The organism is Bacillus sp. FSL R7-0685, from assembly GCF_038002425.1.
Taxonomy (GTDB): Bacteria; Bacillota; Bacilli; order Bacillales; family Bacillaceae; genus Bacillus; species Bacillus subtilis.
This window is the reverse complement of the sequence record NZ_JBBOCN010000001.1, coordinates 3,932,437-3,947,604: the sequence shown is the minus strand read 5'-3', so window position 1 is coordinate 3,947,604 and position 15,168 is coordinate 3,932,437. Positions and strand designations below refer to the sequence as shown.

General features: G+C 45.3%; 18 protein-coding genes. 15 read left to right on the top strand and 3 right to left on the bottom strand.

Going from position 1 to position 15,168, the window contains the following annotated elements; translation table 11 throughout:
• The first annotated feature begins 14 nt into the window (after positions 1-14).
• The 6 genes from iolJ to MKY50_RS20455 all read left to right on the top strand — a co-directional run bounded on the left by iolJ (position 15) and on the right by MKY50_RS20455 (position 5,779).
• On the top strand, positions 15-887 hold the full coding sequence (gene iolJ, locus MKY50_RS20480) for a 6-phospho-5-dehydro-2-deoxy-D-gluconate aldolase (RefSeq protein ID WP_339231581.1): 873 nt from the start codon (positions 15-17) through the stop codon (positions 885-887).
• 107 nt (positions 888-994) lie between these two features.
• Positions 995-1,684, top strand: coding sequence for a two-component system response regulator YxdJ (yxdJ, locus tag MKY50_RS20475; RefSeq protein ID WP_003243527.1), 690 nt, complete (start codon positions 995-997; stop codon positions 1,682-1,684).
• Positions 1,681-2,658: a two-component system sensor histidine kinase YxdK gene (gene yxdK, locus MKY50_RS20470; protein WP_015385109.1), complete on the top strand. Its 978-nt coding sequence runs from the start codon at positions 1,681-1,683 to the stop codon at positions 2,656-2,658. Before yxdJ ends, yxdK begins: the two co-directional genes overlap by 4 nt.
• Positions 2,659-2,801: 143 nt before the next feature.
• Positions 2,802-3,575: an ABC transporter ATP-binding protein YxdL gene (yxdL, locus tag MKY50_RS20465; RefSeq protein ID WP_131228279.1), complete on the top strand. Its 774-nt coding sequence runs from the start codon at positions 2,802-2,804 to the stop codon at positions 3,573-3,575.
• On the top strand, positions 3,550-5,418 hold the full coding sequence (gene yxdM / locus MKY50_RS20460; RefSeq protein WP_032722764.1) for an ABC transporter permease YxdM: 1,869 nt from the start codon (positions 3,550-3,552) through the stop codon (positions 5,416-5,418). The genes yxdL and yxdM overlap by 26 nt, the downstream gene beginning before the upstream one ends.
• Before the next feature lie 13 nt (positions 5,419-5,431).
• Positions 5,432-5,779 (top strand): YxeA family protein, encoded by a 348-nt coding sequence (locus tag MKY50_RS20455; RefSeq protein WP_003227084.1) that lies wholly within the window; start codon positions 5,432-5,434, stop codon positions 5,777-5,779.
• A 47-nt stretch (positions 5,780-5,826) separates the two neighbouring features.
• Here MKY50_RS20455 and MKY50_RS20450 read toward each other — a convergent pair whose 3' ends face one another.
• On the bottom strand, positions 5,827-6,792 hold the full coding sequence (locus MKY50_RS20450) for an iron-hydroxamate ABC transporter substrate-binding protein (RefSeq protein ID WP_341117209.1): 966 nt from the start codon (positions 6,790-6,792) through the stop codon (positions 5,827-5,829).
• 177 nt (positions 6,793-6,969) lie between these two features.
• On the opposite strand from MKY50_RS20450, the gene MKY50_RS20445 reads away from it, so the two are divergent.
• On the top strand, positions 6,970-7,368 hold the full coding sequence (locus MKY50_RS20445; protein WP_003227087.1) for a hypothetical protein: 399 nt from the start codon (positions 6,970-6,972) through the stop codon (positions 7,366-7,368).
• A gap of 43 nt (positions 7,369-7,411) precedes the next feature.
• On the opposite strand, the gene MKY50_RS20440 is transcribed toward MKY50_RS20445, so the two are convergent.
• Both MKY50_RS20440 and cotNE read right to left on the bottom strand, forming a co-directional pair.
• The gene (locus MKY50_RS20440; protein WP_003236356.1) at positions 7,412-7,765 is read right to left on the bottom strand and encodes a hypothetical protein; all 354 of its coding nucleotides are present in this window, start codon (positions 7,763-7,765) and stop codon (positions 7,412-7,414) included.
• A 247-nt stretch (positions 7,766-8,012) separates the two neighbouring features.
• A complete protein-coding gene (cotNE, locus tag MKY50_RS20435) occupies positions 8,013-8,378 on the bottom strand; it encodes an inner spore coat protein CotNE (protein WP_123374112.1) in 366 nt (121 codons plus the stop codon).
• 146 nt (positions 8,379-8,524) lie between these two features.
• Here cotNE and MKY50_RS20430 point away from each other — a divergent pair, with 146 nt between their 5' ends.
• The 8 genes from MKY50_RS20430 (at position 8,525) to MKY50_RS20395 (ending at position 15,166) form a co-directional block, all read left to right on the top strand.
• On the top strand, positions 8,525-8,902 hold the full coding sequence (locus MKY50_RS20430; RefSeq protein ID WP_341117359.1) for a DUF3255 family protein: 378 nt from the start codon (positions 8,525-8,527) through the stop codon (positions 8,900-8,902).
• Positions 8,883-9,440 carry a hypothetical protein gene (locus MKY50_RS20425; RefSeq protein WP_341117206.1) on the top strand — a complete coding sequence of 186 codons (558 nt, stop codon included), beginning with the start codon at positions 8,883-8,885 and terminating at the stop codon, positions 9,438-9,440. Before MKY50_RS20430 ends, MKY50_RS20425 begins: the two co-directional genes overlap by 20 nt.
• Before the next feature lie 39 nt (positions 9,441-9,479).
• A complete protein-coding gene (gene yidA / locus MKY50_RS20420; RefSeq protein ID WP_080529986.1) occupies positions 9,480-10,292 on the top strand; it encodes a sugar-phosphatase in 813 nt (270 codons plus the stop codon).
• A 144-nt stretch (positions 10,293-10,436) separates the two neighbouring features.
• Complete coding sequence (gene yxeI / locus MKY50_RS20415; protein WP_341117357.1) at positions 10,437-11,423, top strand: penicillin V amidase; 987 nt, start codon at positions 10,437-10,439, stop codon at positions 11,421-11,423.
• 390 nt (positions 11,424-11,813) lie between these two features.
• Positions 11,814-13,139: an LLM class flavin-dependent oxidoreductase gene (locus MKY50_RS20410; RefSeq protein WP_341117205.1), complete on the top strand. Its 1,326-nt coding sequence runs from the start codon at positions 11,814-11,816 to the stop codon at positions 13,137-13,139.
• Positions 13,140-13,152: 13 nt separating this feature from the next.
• Positions 13,153-13,650 carry a sulfur-containing aminoacid acetyltransferase SnaB gene (gene snaB, locus MKY50_RS20405; RefSeq protein ID WP_014478464.1) on the top strand — a complete coding sequence of 166 codons (498 nt, stop codon included), beginning with the start codon at positions 13,153-13,155 and terminating at the stop codon, positions 13,648-13,650.
• A 24-nt stretch (positions 13,651-13,674) separates the two neighbouring features.
• Positions 13,675-14,469, top strand: a complete 795-nt coding sequence (locus MKY50_RS20400) for an amino acid ABC transporter substrate-binding protein (protein ID WP_014665996.1) — start codon at positions 13,675-13,677, stop codon at positions 14,467-14,469.
• A 22-nt stretch (positions 14,470-14,491) separates the two neighbouring features.
• On the top strand, positions 14,492-15,166 hold the full coding sequence (locus MKY50_RS20395) for an amino acid ABC transporter permease (RefSeq protein WP_341117203.1): 675 nt from the start codon (positions 14,492-14,494) through the stop codon (positions 15,164-15,166).
• The last annotated feature ends 2 nt before the right edge of the window (positions 15,167-15,168 follow it).

The window sequence follows — 15,168 nt, the reverse complement described above, 5'->3', positions numbered from 1 at the left end:
AAGGAGGGGTGGACATGGCTTTTGTATCGATGAAAGAGCTTCTTGAAGATGCAAAGCGGGAGCAGTATGCGATCGGCCAGTTTAATATCAATGGTTTGCAGTGGACGAAGGCGATTTTGCAGGCGGCGCAAAAGGAGCAATCACCGGTCATCGCCGCGGCTTCCGATCGCCTGGTCGACTATTTAGGCGGATTTAAAACGATTGCCGCCATGGTCGGCGCGTTAATAGAGGACATGGCGATTACCGTTCCCGTGGTGCTTCATCTCGATCACGGCAGCAGTGCGGAACGCTGCAGACAGGCCATTGATGCCGGATTCAGCTCAGTGATGTTTGACGGCTCCCATCAGCCGATTGACGAGAATATCGCGATGACAAAAGAAGTCACCGATTATGCCGCAAAACACGGCGTGTCAGTAGAAGCCGAAGTCGGCACGGTCGGCGGAATGGAAGACGGCCTGGTCGGCGGGGTCCGCTATGCCGATATCACGGAATGTGAGCGGATCGTTAAAGAAACCAATATCGACGCGCTGGCCGCCGCCCTCGGCTCTGTACACGGCAAATATCAGGGTGAGCCGAATCTCGGATTTAAGGAAATGGAGGCTATCTCCCGCATGACTGATATTCCCCTCGTTCTTCACGGGGCATCCGGGATTCCGCAGGATCAGATCAAAAAAGCCATCACGCTCGGCCACGCGAAGATCAATATCAATACGGAATGTATGGTAGCGTGGACAGACGAAACACGCCGCATGTTTCAGGAAAACAGCGATCTGTACGAACCGCGCGGCTATTTGACACCCGGCATTGAAGCCGTGGAAGAGACAGTGCGAAGCAAAATGAGAGAGTTCGGATCAGCCGGTAAAGCAGCTAAGCAGCAGGTCGGCTAAAGAGACCAGAAACCGCCGAGATGGCGGTTTTTTTGTGCGGTGTTGCGTCCATACGCCCAAAACGATTATGATGATGGCAGCAGTGTAAGAAACGGGAGTGGTTCAGTTTGAATAAAATCATGATTGTGGAAGACAGTGAAGACATTCGCGGACTATTGCAGAATTACCTTGAAAAATACGGATATCAAACAGTGGTCGCCGCGGATTTTACAGCTGTTCTTGATGTCTTTTTGCGGGAAAAGCCCGATGTGGTGCTGCTTGATATCAATTTGCCGGCATATGACGGATATTATTGGTGCCGGCAGATCCGCCAGCACTCCACAAGCCCGATCATCTTTATTTCTGCCAGAAGCGGGGAAATGGATCAGGTGATGGCGATTGAAAATGGGGGAGACGATTATATCGAAAAACCGTTTTCTTATGATATTGTGCTTGCGAAAATCAAAAGCCAGATCCGGAGGGCGTACGGGGAGTACGCCGCAAAGCAGGGAGAGAAAGTGGTTGAATATGCCGGCGTTCAGCTCTTTGTGGAACGGTTTGAACTGCGTTTTCAGGATGAAAAAAGTGAGCTTTCTAAAAAAGAAAGCAAGCTTTTGGAAGTGCTGCTTGAGCGGGGAGAAAAGGTGACGAGTCGGGACCGTCTCATGGAAAAGACGTGGGACACCGACATATTCATCGATGATAATACACTTAACGTGTATATCACGCGGCTCAGAAAAAAACTGCGGGAGCTGAATGCGCCTGTTTCTATTGAAGCGGTGCGGGGCGAAGGCTACCAGCTGAGGGCGCAGTCATGAAGCTGTTTCTCCGGTCTCATGCAGTGCTGATTCTGCTTTTTCTCCTTCAAGGGCTGTTTGTCTTCTTTTATTACTGGTTTGCGGGTCTTCATTCTTTTTCTCACTTGTTTTACATATTGGGCGTGCAGCTTCTTATTTTGGCGGGCTATCTTGCCTATCGCTGGTACAAAGACCGCGGCGTGTATCATTGGCTCAGCTCGGGGCAGGAAGGGACGGATATCCCGTATCTCGGTTCTTCAGTGTTCTGTTCAGAGCTGTATGAAAAGCAGATGGAGCTGATCCGGCTGCAGCACCAGAAGCTCCATGAGACCGAAGCCAAGCTTGACGCGCGGGTGACGTATATGAATCAATGGGTGCACCAAGTAAAGACGCCGCTGTCGGTCATTAATTTAATCATTCAAGAAGAGGATGAGCCCGTTTTTGAACAAATCAAAAAAGAAGTCCGGCAGATTGAATTCGGGCTGGAGACGCTTCTTTATTCTTCAAGGCTCGACCTGTTTGAACGGGATTTTAAAATCGAAGCGGTTTCCCTGTCCGAGCTTCTCCAATCAGTCATTCAAAGCTATAAACGATTTTTTATTCAATATCGCGTTTATCCGAAAATGAACGTTTGCGATGATCATCAGATTTACACCGATGCCAAATGGCTCAAATTTGCGATCGGCCAAGTGGTCACAAATGCGGTCAAGTACTCAGCGGGCAAGAGTGACAGACTTGAGCTGAATGTCTTCCGCGATGAAGACAGGACGGTGCTTGAAGTCAAAGATTACGGTGTCGGGATTCCCTCGCAAGACATCAAGCGGGTGTTTGACCCTTATTACACCGGTGAAAACGGGCGGCGTTTCCAAGAATCTACGGGAATCGGCCTCCATCTCGTCAAAGAAATTACAGATAAGCTCAATCATACGGTGGACATCAGCTCGTCTCCCGGTGAAGGGACATCAGTTCGATTTTCATTTCTTACAAAAATGTAAGGCTGCGTTAAGAAAACAACATAGCCCGCTTTGTTTCCCCTTGATAACATGGATTTATGTCAAGGGGATTTTTATGTTGAACGTCCCGGCACTACATGAAAGCAGCCCAGATCAACAAGAATAAAACCATAAGGAGGATTTTCATGGCGAATATGCTTGAAGTCAAACATATAAATAAAACCTATAAAGGACAAGTGTCTTATCAAGCCTTAAAGCAAATTTCATTTTCAATAGAAGAAGGCGAGTTCACAGCGGTGATGGGGCCGTCCGGGTCCGGAAAAACAACGCTTTTGAATATCATTTCAACGATCGACCGTCCGGATTCAGGAGATATCCTGATTCACGGAGAAAACCCGCATCGCCTGAAGCGGACAAAGCTCGCTCATTTCCGCCGCAAGCAGCTCGGATTTGTGTTTCAGGATTTCAACCTTCTGGACACGCTGACAATCGGTGAAAATATCATGCTGCCGTTAACGCTTGAAAAAGAAGCACCGTCTGTAATGGAAGAAAAACTGCAAGGCATCGCGGCAAAGCTCGGAATCGAAAACCTGCTCAACAAACGGACGTTTGAAGTATCCGGAGGACAGCGCCAGCGTGCCGCCATTGCAAGAGCGGTCATTCATAAGCCGTCACTCATCCTGGCCGATGAACCGACGGGCAACCTTGATTCCAAAGCGTCAAAAGACGTCATGGAAACGATGCAGAGCCTGAATCAGGATGATCATGTCACGGCTTTGATGGTGACCCACGATCCGGTTTCGGCAAGCTACTGCCGCCGCGTCATCTTTATAAAAGACGGCGAATTGTTTAATGAGATTTACCGCGGGGAAAACCGCCAAGTCTTTTATGAACAAATTCTTGATGTGCTGTCTATGCTGGGGGGAAACGCAAATGACCTTTCTTCAGTTCGCTTATAAAAACGTCACGAGAAACAAAAGGGCCTATCTTGCATTCTTTTTAAGCAGCGCCTTTTCCGTTTTGATTTTCTTTACCTTTGCGATGTTCCTGTTTCATCCGGCATTAAAGGAAGGCTACCTGAATAACATCGCCAAAAAAGGCTTAACCGCCGCGGAATGGATGATCTTTGTTTTTTCTTTCTTATTTGTTCTGTATTCGGTTAATGCATTTTTGAAATCGAGAAATAAAGAATTCGGCATTCTGCTCATGCAGGGCATCACGCCGGGGCAGCTGAGAAAGCTCATTACGGCGGAAAATATGATCATCGGCGTCATGTCAATTGCAGCCGGCATTATCGGAGGGTTCATTTTTTCAAAGACGTTCTTTACGGTCGGCGCTTATATTTTAGAAATGGACGCGCTGCCTTTGTATATGCCTTGGAAAGCGCTCGGTATTACGGCCAGCGGATTTCTGCTCTTATTTTTCTTTTTATCGCAGTTTACGATCCTTTTTGTCAGATCAAATACGGTTATCAAATTAATAAAGGGCACTGGCAAGGTTAAACCGGAGCCTAAGCCGTCCGTGCTTCTGTCCTTATTCGGCATCGCCTGTCTGTGCGGCGGGTACGGCATGGTCCTTAAAGGCAATGTCCACGGGGCCGAACCGTTTATCATTTTACTGCTCACCGTCATCGGAACATATTTCTTTTTCAGCCAAAGCAGCATATGGATTCTGCGCGCGCTGAAGAAGTGGAAAACCTTTTATCTGCGCGGGAAAAACGTCATTTGGGTTTCTGACCTTGTCTATCGTTTAAAAGACAACGCCCGCCTGTTCTTTATTGTCAGCATTATTTCCGCGGTTGCGTTTACTGCGACAGGCGTGCTCGCAATGTACAAATCGACCGTCGGAGCGGAAGAGTCCGCTTATGAAATGGAGTATTTATCTTACAGCAACAATCCAAAAGAACAGACTCATTTGAAAGATATTGACCATGAATTGAAAACACACGGCTTTACGTATAAGAAAGACAAAATAGATGTTTCCTATGTTCGCTATCAGGAAGGAGAAACTGTTCCCCCTGTTTACATGATCAGTGAATCGGATGCGGCAAAATACTTCCATGTCAAAGTGAACGGCCTGAAAGAAGACGAGGCTGTCTATTTCCCGGGAACGTATGACCGCAATTTCAAAAACGAAGCGCCGGATCAGCTGAAGCTGCTGAACCAAAAAGGGGAGCTGTCTGATCAAAAACTGTCGGTAAAAGAAGTCAAAAAACCGCTGATCTCATTGAATGCTATCATCGCGGTGAATGATCAAACCTTTGATCAGCTGAAATCACTCGGTGATAAAGCGTCATTATACGGCTACAGCTATGATCATTGGAAAGACAGTCTTGAGATCAGCCAATCCTTGCAAAATGAGATTTACGGCAATTATATCGACGTGCATTCTGATTTTGCTTCAAAAGCGGGGACTTACTATGATACGGTGCAGCTGCCGAGCCTGAGTTTATTTATCGGCCTGTTTATCGCAATTGTATTCTTTGTCGCGGCAGCAAGTTTCTTATATTTCAGGCTGTTCACTGATTTAGATGAAGACCGGGAGCGCTACCGTTCACTGGCCAAAATCGGCCTGAGTGAGCGTGAAATGGCACAAAGCGTGACAATACAATTGGCGATTCTTTTCTTCTTTCCATTTGTCATTGCCGTCATGCATACACTGTTTGCCTTGAGAACATTGGCTGTGGAAGGCTATTCTGATGTCGCGGGGCCGCTCAGTCTCACCATCGGAGGGTTTTTCATTTTTCAGCTTCTATTCTTCCTCGCGGTGCGGTCAAGCTATTTGAAAAAAATGAACAAGTAAGGGGAGTGCAAAGATGAAAAAAGCAATGGCAATCCTGGCCGTCTTGGCGGCTGCTGCCGTAATATGCGGGCTTCTCTTTTTTCATAACGATGTTACAGACAGATTTAATCCGTTTATTCACCAGCAAGATGTCTATGTTCAGATTGATCGAGATGGCAGACATCTTAGTCCGGGCGGTACTGAATATACATTAGACGGATATAATGCATCCGGGAAAAAAGAAGAAGTGACCTTTTTCGCCGGCAAAGAGCTTCGGAAGAACGCGTATTTGAAGGTAAAGGCGAAAGGAAAGTATGTCGAGACTTGGGAAGAAGTCAAGTTTGAAGATATGCCGGACTCCGTACAGTCAAAATTAAAGTGAATCATAAAAAACGGCACAGCGTCATGACTGTGCCATTTTTTTATTTTTTAATTTTTATTTTCTTCGGCCCGTTTGATCAGCATGTCGGTGATGATATCCACCTGTTTGCTGACAGAAATCGGGTCGTACGGGTAGAACGTGTCAAAGTCATTGATAAACACGCGATTATGTTTAACAGCGTCAAGGTTTTTCCAAATAGAGGAATTCTCCAGCTTGTCGAGTGTTTTGCTTTCGCCTTTCGGGTTGTAATCCGTAATGAACATATAATCTGCGGCATACTCAGGAATAACCTCTTGAGAGAGCTGTTTCATCTCTCCTTTTTTGATGACATCTTGCTCAATTTTTTCAGGCGCTTTTAACCCAAGTGCATTGTATACAGCTTGGCCGCCGCGTCCGCCATTGTCATTGAACACCCAGAATTCGCCCTTGTCTGTGTTTTCATAAATGCCGAAGGTCGCATCTTTGTCGATGACGCCGGCAATTTTATTTTTAGCTGCTTCCGCTTTTTTGTTAAAGTCAGCCATAAATGATGTTGCTTTGTCTTTCGCTCCGGCGATATCTCCGAACATGCTGACTGTGTCTTCTACGTTTTTCGCTGTGTTATAAGGTATGACAACAGTCGGAGCGATTTTCTTTAATTTATCAACATTCTCTTCATTCATGACAACAATTAAGTCAGGCTGAAGCTCCATCACTTTTTCAACGCTGATTGGATCACCAACATCCTTCACATTTTTCAGCTTTGATTTTAAAAACGGATTATCAAATGACCATGAGCCTGAGCCGACCACATTGGCCCCGACAGACAGCAATTCACCGGCATAAAAATCAGTGACGATGCGTTTCGGATGTGCAGGAATGTTGACGTTCCCTTTTGGTGATTTGTATGTTCTCATTTCTGTTTTTTCGGAAGCAGAATCGCTTGAGCTCCCTTTAGAAGCCGTGCCGCTGCAAGCGCTGACAAACATGAGAAGCAGCACAAGCATGCCCACGAGCAATATGTTCTTTTTCATTAAGAACCCTCCCACTATGTATCTCAATAGATTAGTAATGATTATCATTATCAATTAATAATATAGCAAGAAACCTGTTCTCCGTCTATCACTATTTTTAAGGGAGAAAGTTTTTCCCGTTTATGGGTGACGCGGTATGCCTAATCGATTATTATAGGTAAATAGGAGGAGAAAAATATGGGAATTACAAAAAGAGGTTCCGCTTGGGAATGGCTGCATAGCTGGTGGATGCTGTTTATTTTCATGCCTTTTGCCATTACCAGTTTTTTTGCCTTTTTATTTATTGGCATCAAGGTTAGAAATAGAAAGTGGATCATGTACGGCATCATTTATTTTTTCATTTTTGCGTTTGGTTTTGTGTTGCCCGATCTGCCCGGTGTTTTTATTGTGGTCCCGTTATGGGCGGTGACCATTATTCATGGATTTAAAGTGCGCCCGCTGTATTTGATTCAGCTGGATGTCTACAAAGATCATGTGGAGGCGCGGGCTTTTGCCGAGGCAAGAAGTGAAGCCGAGAGCAGGTTTCATGCACCGAAACAGTCTATTCAGGATATACATATTCGCAAAGAACAGTAAGAAAAAAAGCTCAACACTCGCATTGTGTTGAGCTTTTTATATGTTACTGCTGGTAGGATTGCTGCTGAAATGGCGTGTTTTGGCCGAATGGAAGTGTAGACACATTCGTATTCATGACGCTGGATTGTCCAGTAAGTTCCTGTTGCATTTGGTTGCACATGTTGACAACCTGCTGGCACTTTTGAATCGCCATGTCATGCCCGTGCAGTGCTTGCTGAATGGTATGTGCAGCTTGTTGTTCGTGGTTTAGAATCTGCTGCAGCATTTGGATGTTTTGCTGTTCCTGATGAAGCATTTGGCGATATTGCTGGCTGCTTTGCTGTGTTTGCTGAATGAGCTGCTGAGCAGTCTGGCGGCATTGATTCAGCTGCTGCAAGCCGTGTTGTGTATTATGCATGAATGATCCCTCCATGTATCGATTGACGTGAGTCGGTATTATCATGCAACCTGATTGAAAAGAAATTCTGCAAATGAGGAACTACAATTATTTTCCTCAGCCCCTCTGTCTTTGAATGAAAACGGTAAAGATTGTATACTGGGTACAAACCCTTTTTATGTAAATGTTCCGTTTTAACATATAAGAATGGCGGAAAACGAAACCCTGAAATGGGAGAATCGTATTCCGCTTTTTTTTCTTTGTTTGCTCAGAAACCGCCTTCCCCTGCAGTAAATGGGATATTCAGCCTGTTTTCTACTGTACGGAGGCGCTGATTGAGCCGATTTAGGCGGCGTGTATGGCGTTCAACAGTCTGGCTTAGCTGATTGACCTGTTCGGCCAGCCGCGCAATTTCGCGGTTTTGACGGCGGTCTTCGTTTGTTAGACGGGTTAATTCTCTCGACTGCTGTTCATTTTGCCGTTCAAGTGCTGCGATTCTTCTTTCTAATGCCGGCTGTCTATCCATTTGGTATGGATCGTATACATCCTGCTGCGGATAAGAATTGTACTCATAGTGGCTATAGTAAGGTTCCTGCTGAGGCAGCTGAGGGCTGTAATATTGATAAGGGTTCATTATGATCAATCTCCTTGTGGGTGAATTCCTTATAACTTATGTAGTCATTGGCACAGCGGCACGGCATTCGCCCAAAAAGAGGAGGAAAGGATGTGATCCCCTTGAGAAACAAATATGGCATTTTGCTTTTAACTGCTGTATGCATTATGGTATCGGGCTGCCAACAGCAAAAAGAAGAGACACCGTTTTATTACGGAACGTGGGATGAGGGGCTTGCCCCCGGGCCAGCGGATGGCGTGAAATCAGCAACAGTCACATTTACCGAAGACGAGGTTGTGGAAACGGAAGTGATGGAAGGAAGAGGAGAGGTACAGCTGCCTTTTATGGCATACAAGGTGATTTCCCAAAGCATTGACGGGTCTATCGAGATTCAGTACCTCGGCCCCTATTATCCGCTCAAAAACACGCTGAAAAGAGGAGAAAACGGGACATTGATATGGGAGCAAAATGGCCAGACAAAAACGATGACAAGAATCGAATCAAAGACCGGCAGGGAGGAGAAAGATGAGAAATCAAAAAGCTGAAAGACTGGTGGCAGCGGGGCTTGTTTTACATATCATTCAGTGGATATTTATATTATGGGCTTTTCTCAAAGTCAAACATGTATTTAGTGACTATACGATCTATAACCCTAATGTCATCAGCGGCTCCATGCAATCCTTATCGTTTATACAAATGATGCGCGCTATGATGTACTCAGGGGCAATCGTGAATTATGTTTTGTTTTTTGCCCTTGTATTGCTGATTTATGGCATAGTGCTTCATGCCATCCTGATCGTTCTGGAAATGGCGGCTTACGTCATGATCAGACGGAATCCATCATCTTCATGGGGGTTCTTTTTCATCGCGGCGGGTGTGAAGCTTGCCATCTTGAATATAACCGGCATTCCTTTTTTAGTTGCCGGCTTTCTGCTCATGAAACAGAAAAAAGCAGAAAACGGCGTCAAGACAGAAAGAAAGCGGAAACCGCGCATACGTATCCGAAGACAAGGGCGGCGTCTAAACAGAATCCGGAGAAAACCATCTCTTCCGGTTGAATATCAAAAAGAAAAAACGATATGATGGGACTATAGCCTGAAAACGACATGAAGGAGATGCAGGATGTACAAACTAATTGCAATTGATATGGATGGAACACTTTTAAATGATCATCATGAAGTAACAGAGGAGGTCCGCGACGCCCTTCACGCGGCAAAAGCGGAAGGTGTCAAAATTGTGCTCTGCACCGGCCGGCCTATCGGGGGTGTGCAGAGATATTTAGATGAACTGAATTTAATTGAAGAAGGCGACTATGTCATTGCGTATAATGGAGCGCTTGTTCAAAATACGCATACAAACGAAGTGGTCTCGGAGCTGTCTCTCGGCTATGATGATTTGACTTCATTATATGACCTAAGCTTAGAGCTGAAGACGCCGATGCATTTCTTTGATTCATCTAATTTGTATACGCCTAACCGGGATATTAGCGAATTTACCGTATACGAATCCTATGTGACACAGGTGCCGCTTCATTTCCGCAAGATTGACGAGGTGCCAAAAGATATCCTCATCCCGAAAGTGATGTTTATTGATAAACCGGAGAACTTAAGCCGCGTCATTACATCGATTCCAAAAGACGTGAGAGAAAAATATACAATGGTGAGAAGCGCGCCTTTCTTTTATGAAATTCTGCACTCGGAAGCCAGCAAAGGAAATGCTGTACGCCAGCTGGCTCAGCTGCTTGGAATTGAACAGGCGGAAGTCATGTGCATAGGCGACAACGGGAACGACCTGACAATGATCGAATGGGCGGGCTGCGGGGTTGCCATGGCAAACGCCATCCCAGAAGTATTGGAAGCCGCAAACTTTCAAACGCGCTCCAATAATGAACATGGTGTTGCGCATGCGATTCACGAGCTTGTTTTGTCGAAATAATGAAATCCAGCCTTCTAAAGGCTGGATTTTTTCGTTTTATTGGATGTAATGTCAATTCTTTGACGAATCGATTTGACTTTCGTTATGCTGATAAAACAAGTTGTTCACAAAATGTACGATTTAATTGAAAGGGGACTGAATCAGATGTGCACAAGTCTTACATTGGAAACTGCTGACCGTAAACATGTATTAGCGAGAACAATGGATTTTGCATTTCAGCTGGGGACGGAGGTCATTCTCTATCCGCGCCGTTACAGCTGGAATAGTGAAGCTGACGGAAAGGCTCATAAGACACAGTACGCATTTATTGGTATGGGAAGAAAACTTGGTAATATTCTATTTGCAGACGGCGTTAATGAAAACGGTTTATCGTGTGCTGCACTTTATTTTCCGGGCTATGCAGAGTACGAAAAAACGATACGGGAAGACACCGTTCACATTGCCCCACATGAGTTTGTGACATGGGTGCTGTCAGTCTGTCAGTCTTTGGAAGACGTAAAAGAAAAGATTCGATCTTTAACGATTGTAGAGAAAAAATTAGATCTATTGGATACAGTTTTACCACTTCACTGGATATTGTCAGACCGGACGGGACGAAGCCTGACGATAGAACCGAGAGCAGACGGCCTCAAAGTCTATGACAATCAACCTGGTGTCATGACGAACAGCCCCGACTTTATATGGCATGTAACCAATCTGCAGCAATATACAGGAATCAGACCGAAGCAATTAGAGAGCAAAGAGATGGGCGGGTTAGCCCTTTCCGCTTTTGGCCAAGGCTTAGGAACTGTTGGCCTGCCGGGGGATTATACACCGCCTTCCCGGTTTGTCAGAGCTGTTTATTTGAAAGAACACCTAGAGCCGGCGGCCGATGAAACGAAAGGTGTAACAGCCGCTTTTCACATTTTGGCAAATATGACAATACCAAAGGGCGCAGTGATAACGGAAGAAGACGAAATTCATTATACGCAATATACTTCCGTGATCTGCAACGAAACTGGAAACTACTATTTCCACCACTATGACAATCGGCAAATCCAAAAAGTAAATTTATTTCATGAAGACCTTGACTGCTTAGAGCCTAAAGTGTTTTCCGCTAGAGCAGAAGAGAGTATTCATGAGCTTAATTAATTGACTCAATCAGCTGATTCCGGTTTGAATCCGGAGTCAGCTGTTTTTTTATTAGATAGTTACGATAGGCGGTTTGCAAAAGAGAAGAAAAGGCAAAGGAAATGTTAAAAATTGCATTTCTATGAAATGTTTGGATAGAAACTGAGTCGCTGCTTCATCAGACTCAGTTTCTTTGCCGTTATGGAGGTTGCACTAGTTGAATGAACCAATGTTATTCCATCATGTTCACGTAAGGGTCTCTTCAGCTTGTATAGAAAAAATTGATCTCAACTCATTGACAAACGTCCAAGACAAAGGTACATTTTGATTTATTCATATTAAACGACTAGGAATATAGGAGTTTATTTTTCGGATTATTCAGCCTAAAAACATGATAAAAGGAGTATCGTCATGACAAGCAAAAAGAAACAAATCAAATTAGGGGTATTTTTAGCAGGTACAGGCCATCATGTTGCGTCTTGGCGGCACCCGGACGCGCCGTCAGATGCGAGCATGAATTTGGATTATTTTAAAGAGCTTGCGAAAACAGCGGAGCGGGGCAAGCTGGATATGCTGTTTTTAGCAGATAGCTTATCAATTGACAGCAAATCACATCCAAATGTATTAACAAGGTTTGAGCCATTCACCCTGCTCTCTGCTTTGGCGCAGGTCACATCAAAAATTGGACTGACAGCAACAGCCTCCACTACATACAGCGAGCCATTCCATATTGCCAGACAGTTTGCGTCATTGGATCATCTCTCCAATGGCCGTGCCGGATGGAACGTCGTCACTTCATCTATTGAATCCACAGCGCTGAATTTCAGCGGTGAAAAGCACCTTGAACACCATTTGCGCTATCAGCGGGCAGAGGAATTTGTCGAGGTTGTAAAGGGGCTTTGGGATTCATGGGAAGAGGACGCCTTTATCCGTAATAAAGAAACGGGTGAATTCTTTGACAAAGAAAAAATGCATGAGCTGAACCACAAAGGAGACTATTTCTCGGTTCGCGGACCTCTGAACGTTTCAAGAACCCCGCAGGGCCAGCCGGTCATTATCCAGGCAGGATCATCAGGAGACGGAAAAGCGCTGGCTGCCAGAACAGCAGAAGTGATCTTCACAGCACAAAACCACCTGGAGTCAGCTCAAGAATTTTATCAATCCATTAAAGAACAGGCTGCGGAATTCGGACGTGATCCAGAAAAAATTGCAATCATGCCGGGTATTTTCCCAATCATTGCCGATACAGAAGAAGCGGCGCAAGCCAAATACAAGGAGCTTCAAGATCTGATTATCCCATCTGTCGGTCTGCAAATTCTCCAAAATTACTTAGGCGGAATTGATTTGTCGGCATATCCGCTTGATGGGCCGCTGCCGAAGCTTGACGCAGAAGCTTCAAATGCTGTGAAGAGCCGCTTTAAGCTTGTTCAGGAAATGGCTGAACGTGACAATATGACGATACGAGAGCTTTACAAATACGTTGCAGGCTCCAGAGGCCACCATATCTTCGTCGGCACGCCGAAGCAGCTCGCCGACAAGATGCAGGAATGGGTGGATAAGAAAGCGTGTGACGGGTTTAACATCATGCCTCCGCTTCTTCCAGAAGGAATTGAAGTGTTTGTTGATCAAGTGGTTCCGATTTTACAGGAGCGCGGCGTGTTCAGAAAAGAATATGAAGGCACAACATTACGAGAGCACTTCGGTTTGGAAAAGCCGGTAAACCGCTATGCAAAGTAAGGAGGAACGCTAGATGAAGCCACAATATCGCCTTGCAGTTGAACGTGATGCTGAACAGCTCCTCGCACTGACATTGCGGGCTTATGAACCGATTCGAAAGCTCGGCATTCGTTTTGCTGCCGCTCATGCGGATTTAGATTTGGTGCTGCAAAATATTCGGAAAAACGCTTGCTACGTCATGGAAGAAGACGGGCGGATCATCGCGACCATCACCTTGAGAATGCCTTGGGGAAAACAGCCGGGACCGTATGGCGTTCCGCATATCTGGTGGTTTGCTGTGGACCCCGACACCGGTAAAAAAGGAATCGGAACAAAACTGCTTCAATGGCTGGAGGAAACAATCCTTCGTGATACGTTAAAGGTTCCGTTTGTCTCACTCGGAACAGCGGATAAGCATCCGTGGCTGATTGAGATGTACGAACGAAAAGGGTATGTCCGCTCAGGTGAACAAGACCTTGGAAAAGGGCATATCACAGTCTATATGAAAAAACAATTGCGACATGATCTATAAAAATAGAAAAGGCGGGAAAATCAAATGAAAATGAAAAAATGGACTGTGCTGGTCGTTGCTGCATTATTAGCGGTGCTCTCAGCTTGCGGCAATGGAAACAGCAGCAGTAAAGAGGATGACAATGTGCTTCATGTCGGTGCGACAGGACAAAGTTACCCATTTGCTTATAAAGAAAACGGAAAGCTGACAGGTTTTGACGTGGAAGTGATGGAAGCAGTCGCTAAGAAAATTGACATGAAACTGGACTGGAAGCTGCTTGAATTCAGCGGGCTGATGGGAGAGCTTCAAACAGGCAAGCTTGACACCATTTCCAACCAGGTAGCTGTGACAGACGAACGTAAGGAAACGTATAACTTTACGAAACCATACGCTTATGCGGGAACACAGATTGTCGTCAAAAAAGACAATACTGACATCAAATCAGCAGACGATTTAAAAGGCAAGACAGTCGCAGCCGTTCTCGGTTCAAACCACGCGAAAAACCTTGAAAGCAAAGATCCTGATAAAAAAATCAATATCAAAACGTATGAAACACAAGAGGGTACGTTGAAGGATGTTGCGTACGGCCGTGTAGACGCTTATGTCAACAGCCGAACTGTATTGATCGCGCAAATCAAGAAGACCGGTTTGCCATTAAAGCTTGCAGGAGATCCGATTGTTTACGAACAGGTTGCATTCCCATTTGCCAAGGACGATGCGCACGACAAGCTCCGCAAAAAAGTCAATAAGGCGCTAGATGAATTGCGTAAAGACGGAACACTGAAAAAACTCTCTGAAAAATACTTTAATGAAGATATTACAGTAGAACAGAAGCATTAAGAAACGGCGGTGAATCACCAGAATGAACACGATTGATTGGGAATTCATGATATCAGCGTTCCCGACTTTAATTCAGGCCCTTCCGATCACGTTGTTTATGGCCATAGCGGCTATGATTTTTGCCATTATCGGAGGACTTATTCTCGCACTCATTACAAAGAACAAAATTCCAGTGCTTCATCAGCTGTCAAAGCTGTATATATCCTTTTTCCGAGGCGTGCCGACACTGGTGCAGCTGTTCTTAATCTATTACGGGCTGCCGCAGCTATTTCCAGAGATGAGCAAAATGACAGCTCTCACAGCTGCCATCATCGGGTTAAGCTTAAAAAATGCAGCATATTTGGCTGAAATCTTCCGGGCCGCCCTCAATTCTGTTGATGACGGGCAGCTGGAGGCGTGCCTGTCTGTCGGTATGACAAAACTTCAGGCATACAGACGGATTATTTTGCCGCAAGCGATCCGAAATGCGATTCCGGCAACGGGTAATACATTTATCGGGCTCTTGAAAGAAACGTCACTGGCCTTTACATTAGGGGTCATGGAGATGTTCGCCCAAGGGAAGATGTACGCTTCAGGAAACCTCAAATATTTTGAGACGTACTTGGCAGTTGCGATCGTCTATTGGGTTCTTACCATGATCTACAGCATGTTGCAGGACTTGTTTGAACGTGTCATGAGCAAGCCATACCGGACTTAGAG